The sequence below is a fragment of the Halorubrum sp. CBA1125 genome, assembly GCF_009742825.1.
In the GTDB taxonomy this organism is placed as follows: domain Archaea; phylum Halobacteriota; class Halobacteria; order Halobacteriales; family Haloferacaceae; genus Halorubrum.
Window position 1 is genome coordinate 1 of record NZ_WPCE01000193.1, and the last position, 5,035, is coordinate 5,035.

Here is a 5,035-nt window from a genome sequence, read left to right on the forward strand (position 1 = left end):
CCCACGCCGCGACGCCGACGAGGCCGAAGACGGTGCCGGCGAGCGCCACCACCGCGCCGGCGTTGGCGCGGAGCCCCGAGTTCCGCGGACTCAGCTCGTAGGTCCCGAGGTAGAGCTGCGTCGTGAGCCGCGAGCAGGTGATCGACGCGAGGTTGCCCGCGGTGCCGATCTGGACCGGAACCAACACGAGCAACGCGGGATTCCGCACGAGCGTCTCCTCGTACGTCTCCAGCACGGAGCCGGAGACGAGCTGGAACACCGAAAGCGCCGCCAAAAGCGGTACCATCGTTCGGACGATACGGCGGATCGACCACTCCGCGCCCACCGACTCTGGGTCCTTTCGGGCGGACGCCGCGGCGTCGCCTGCGGAGTCGCTCACGTCACACCCCCCACGACCGCGATGCCGACGAGGAGGAACAGCACGCCGAACACGTCGCCGAGCGTCGTGACCACCGGCCCGATCACGTTGTCCGGGTCGAGCCCCCGTCGGTAGCCGACGAAGATCACCGCGAGCAGCACCGAGATCATGAGCACCGCCGAGAGGAACCCGGCCACGACCATGATCCCGACCAGTTCGAGGAGGTTTCCGCCCGACCCGAAGGCGGCGAGCCAGAGGTACGTGACCACGGCGATGAACACGGAGACGGTCATCCCGTTGACGAACGAGGCGACGACGGCGTTCGTGAGCCGCCTGTCCGCGTGAAACCGCGGTTCGATCACCCCCTGGTGGAGTCCGGTCGAGAGCCGGGCGCCGAGCGAGCCGTAGACGCCGCCCCGGGTCGCGAGGAACGCCGGCAGCAGCAACAGGAGCCCGGGTACCTCGGCGATCCCGGCCCGCATCGTCTCCGAGCCGAGCAGCGTTCCAGAGAACAGCCCGGCACAGAGGCTCACGAGGATCACCGGGAGCGCCTGCCGGTAGATCTCGCGGGCGGAGTCGTGACCGGGCATCGACGGGACCGACGGCGGCGACGGTCAAAAAACCGCCCGGGAGCGATCGCGGTCCGGCGATCCCGGGGCCGTCCCGCGGAACGGTCGGCCCCGTCTCCCGCACCGTTAAGTCGATCGGACGACTCTCGACTCCATGGACTACTCGCTCGCCATCGAGAACGGGCCGGAAACGATCCCTGGCGGTACGGGGCTCCTGCTCGTCCACCCGAGCATCGGCGAGACGGACCGGATCGACACGGACTTCCTCAAGACCGACACCGACGCGTTCCTCGTCGTCTCCACCCGGACGACGGCACGCGAGGTCGAACAGAAACTGGAGTACTACGACGTCGACGAGACCAAGGCGACGATCCTCGACACGATCTCGGTCGAGCGGGGGTACTCCCGTCGGTCCTCAGACGACGTGTACTACGTCTCGGCGCCGGACGACCTCGACGGCGTCGTCGACCGCGTCGGGCGGTTCCTCACCGAGAACGAGGGGAAACGGCGGGTCTCGGTCGACTCGCTCACCGAGATGGCCTACTACGCAGACGACGACGCGGTGTACGAGGCGGCCGCCGACATCCTCGGCCTCCTCGAGGAGCACGACGCGGTCGGGATCTTCCACCTCTCGGAGGAGGTCCACGAGGTCGCGACGCTCGACCGGTTCCGCGACCTGTTCGAGGGAGTGATCGAACTCGACGACGACGGCAACGTCACCGTCGAAGTGTAGCGTCGCCCGTTCGCGGCCCGTCGCCGTCGAGGCGTCGCAGTCGGTCGTTTCGCGGCCTTTCACGAGTCGCGAGCGGAGCACTCGGATGACAGCGTGACGACGCGTCACCCGAGACGACACACGTCCGAGACGACCCCGTCGACGCCCGCCTCGGCGAGCGCCGCGAACTCGCGTTCGGTCGTGACCGTCCACGGGAAGACGCGGAGGCCGGCGTCGTGGGCGACCGCCACGAGGTCCGTCTGCAGACACAGTTCATATCGCGGGGAGAGGACCGCACAGCCCGCGCTCGTCGCCGCCCGGACGAGGGCGTCGACGTCCTCCGGCGCGTACACCGCCGGGGGCAGACCGGGAACGAACGGCCGGAGCAGGCGGTTCACCGGCGACTCGCGGACGGCGTACGACGTCCGGACCGTCGGGTCAGCCCGGCGGGCGGTCGCGAGAGGGGCCCGATTGTCGGCGGTCAAGAGCAGTTCGTGGTCGTGGTCGGCGTGCAGCGCGAGGACGTCGGCGACTAACCCCGAGGCCTTGAGGTCCAGCATCAGGCCGACGTCCGCCGGCGTCGCCTCGAACGCCGCCGCGAGCGTCGGGATCGGCTCGCCGGACCCGGCGACCTCCAGCGCGGCGAGCCGATCCAGCGGCGTGCGGTCGACGCGCCCCGACGCGTCCGTGACGCGGTCGAGCGTCGGGTCGTGGAACACGACGAGTTCGCCGGTGCCACACCGGCGGACGTCGAGTTCGATCCGGTCGACGAGCGGGGCGACGGCCTCGATGGCAGCCACCGTGTTCTCCGGATACTCGGCGGCACACCCGCGGTGGGCGACGACCGGCGGGCTCGACGGCGGATCCACGGCCGCCCTGCTCGCATCGAGACGCCCGAGACCGGCGATCGATCCGAAACCGGCACCGCCTCGTTTCAACGCCGTCCGCCGCGACACCCGCTCGGGGTCGAGAGGCATATCGATCGTCTCAGCGAGCGCGGCACCGGGCCGGACCCGACGCTCCGGCCGCCCGGATCGATGACGCGACTCCGGTCTGGCGGAACCTGCAGCGCCGGTGCGTGCCGTGCCGATTCGGCGAGTCGGTCGCGCGTGACGCGTCGTGTGTCACAGATCACCACTGTTCGTCCGGAGGGTGAAAGCAGTTGTCCCGCACGAGGGTGAACGACGGTGTCCCACGCGATCGCCGGTCGGTACCGCCGTCACCCGGCGTCGTCGACCATCGACGCGAACGTCTTCTCCGCCCACTTCACGGCGTAGGGAGCGCCGCGATCGCGGTACGCGGCGGTGTCGAGCGCGGCGAACGGCGCCGGCAGCTCCAGCCCGTGGCGGACCGCCGAGCAGGCGTACTCCGTCGCGCTCGCGAAGTCGGTCTCGCCGCGAGCGACCTCGCCGGCGAGGTCGCCGAGCCGTCCCTCCAGGCGGTCGCCGGCGTCCCGCCACGCCTCGAACAGCCGGGGATGGGTCCCCTCCCACGAGGCGAAGACGTCGCGGGTGTGGAGCCCGACCCAGGCGTCGAACAGCGCCGCCGCGATCTGGTAGACGTCGTTCGGTCCGTGCCCGGTCGTGGAGGCGCCCGTCTCCGGGTCGGGGCGCCGGACGGCCGCGTCGAGGTCGCGGTAGCGCTCGCCGAAGAACGGGAGGAAGCTCTCCGGGAGGCGTCCAGCGGGCGTCTCGCTCGGCAGCGATCCGGGGGCCGGCTCGACGCCGATCTGGACCAGCCGGTCCGCGATCAGGAACGCGAGGAAGTCGTCCGGCGTCCCCTCCGCGCGCCGCTTGACGAGCAGCGCCGGCGGGTCGGTCTGGGTCGTCCGGACCACGGTTCCCGCGCCGGGGAGGCCGACGGTGAACGTCGGACCGATGTACCGCACCAGCAGTTCCGGAGCGTCCGCCGGGAGCCACTCGCTCGGGAACGACGCCGGCGAGAGCCCGTCGACGAACAATCCGAGGTCCTCGGCGACCGCCGGGGGGAGGGTCTCGGCGTCCGTGTCGACGTCGAGGACGGGCGTCCCCGGCGCGTGGCGCTCCCGGACGGCGTCGAGGTCGTCGTCGAGCGCCCGCGACGAGAACATCAGCCGAGGACGTACGCGAGGATGATGAGGATCGACAGGACGGCCGACACGCCGATGGTCCCGAGCACGAGGGTGGTGGCCTTGCTCATACGCGACCGTGCGGCCGCCGGTCGTTTAAATTAACCTTTTCGGACGGGAGAGCGAGCGGCTGCGGGGCGAGGTCGGGTCCGCTACCCTCCGGTTGGGAACTACCCCCCGCCGTCAGCCCCATTGACGCGCACTCACACGCTCGACACCCTCGATGGTGCGACAACGACCGTGCCGACCGTGCGGCAACGACCGTGTTAGCCGTGCGGCAACGACCGTGTCGGCCGTGCGACGGCGGATTTATACCTGCAGGCGCGATATCCGTGGTATGCGTATCCGTGACGCACTGGAGTCAGACGCCGAGGCGCTGGCCGCGGCGACCGGCCGACCGCGAGGCGTCGTGACGGACATGATCCACGACCGGTCGGTCCGCGTCGCGATTCCAGACGCGAACGGCGACGCCCGGCTCGACGCAGATGCGGCGGGTGACGCCGCCGTCAACGGCGGGGAAGGCGGCGAAGCACCGTCCGTCCGAGGGTTCGTCGCGTTCGACGCGCGCGGACAGACGGTCCACGTGACGGACTTCGAGGGCGACCGGCCGACGGTCAGTCGCCTGCTCGAAGAGCCGCTGCGCTTCGCGAGCCGCGAGGGGATGGACGTCGAGATCGTCGTGCCGGAGGACGACGAGCGCGCGCGGGCGGTGGAGGCCGCGGGCTTCGAACCGACGGGCAACGGTCCGCAGTTCGAGGGACGGGAGACCACGCGATACCGCCTCGATCCGGCCGGATGACGCGCGACGGGGGGAGTTCCTCTCGACCCCTATCGCGTCAGCGGCCCGTCTACCGCGTCAGCGACCCATCTACCCTCAGCGACCGCCTACCGCGTGTCCGCCGACCGTGCACGCGCGATCGAGACAGTCTCGGCCGGTGGCCGTCTCGAACACCGGGAGCCCGCAGTCACACTCGTCGACGACGACGCCGGACGGGACCGAGAACGTCGTCTCGCAGTCGGGGTAGTTCTCACAGCCGAGGAAGACCCGGCCGGGCGCCGACTGCACCGTCAGCTCGCCGTCGCAGTCCGGACACTCCCAGACACGGTCGAACCGGTCCGCGACCGCCTCTACTAAGGGGTCGCAGGCGGGATCGAGACAGAGGTGGAACTGCTCTCCGCGCTCGACGCGAATCTTCGGGAGCCCGCACGCCTCGCAGGTCCCGTCGGTCACGCTCGCGCCGGCCGGCAGCCCCCGGCGCGTCTCGCAGTCGAGACAGACGACGTCCCCC

7 protein-coding genes are annotated in these 5,035 nt (G+C 70.8%); 2 read left to right on the forward strand and 5 right to left on the reverse strand.

The window, feature by feature from the left end; genetic code table 11:
• Together GJ633_RS13645 and GJ633_RS13650 are read right to left on the reverse strand one after the other, a co-directional pair.
• Positions 1-286: magnesium transporter (locus GJ633_RS13645; RefSeq protein ID WP_197431348.1), on the reverse strand; the 286-nt coding region annotated here is incomplete at its 3' end.
• 89 nt (positions 287-375) lie between these two features.
• Positions 376-948 (reverse strand): magnesium transporter, encoded by a 573-nt coding sequence (locus GJ633_RS13650; protein WP_156589254.1) that lies wholly within the window; start codon positions 946-948, stop codon positions 376-378.
• Between the two features lie 133 nt (positions 949-1,081).
• Here GJ633_RS13650 and GJ633_RS13655 point away from each other — a divergent pair, with 133 nt between their 5' ends.
• Complete coding sequence (locus GJ633_RS13655; RefSeq protein WP_156589255.1) at positions 1,082-1,660, forward strand: hypothetical protein; 579 nt, start codon at positions 1,082-1,084, stop codon at positions 1,658-1,660.
• 104 nt (positions 1,661-1,764) lie between these two features.
• Here GJ633_RS13655 and GJ633_RS13660 read toward each other — a convergent pair whose 3' ends face one another.
• Positions 1,765-2,508: a glycerophosphodiester phosphodiesterase gene (locus GJ633_RS13660; RefSeq protein ID WP_321169092.1), complete on the reverse strand. Its 744-nt coding sequence runs from the start codon at positions 2,506-2,508 to the stop codon at positions 1,765-1,767.
• Between the two features lie 350 nt (positions 2,509-2,858).
• Positions 2,859-3,728, reverse strand: coding sequence for a hypothetical protein (locus GJ633_RS13665; RefSeq protein ID WP_156589257.1), 870 nt, complete (start codon positions 3,726-3,728; stop codon positions 2,859-2,861).
• Positions 3,729-4,083: 355 nt separating this feature from the next.
• Between GJ633_RS13665 and GJ633_RS13670 the strand changes: the two genes are divergently transcribed.
• Positions 4,084-4,545, forward strand: coding sequence for a hypothetical protein (locus GJ633_RS13670; protein WP_156589258.1), 462 nt, complete (start codon positions 4,084-4,086; stop codon positions 4,543-4,545).
• Between the two features lie 75 nt (positions 4,546-4,620).
• On the opposite strand, the gene GJ633_RS13675 is transcribed toward GJ633_RS13670, so the two are convergent.
• Positions 4,621-5,035 (reverse strand): topoisomerase DNA-binding C4 zinc finger domain-containing protein (locus GJ633_RS13675; RefSeq protein ID WP_197431347.1); only part of this gene is annotated, 415 nt, incomplete at its 5' end.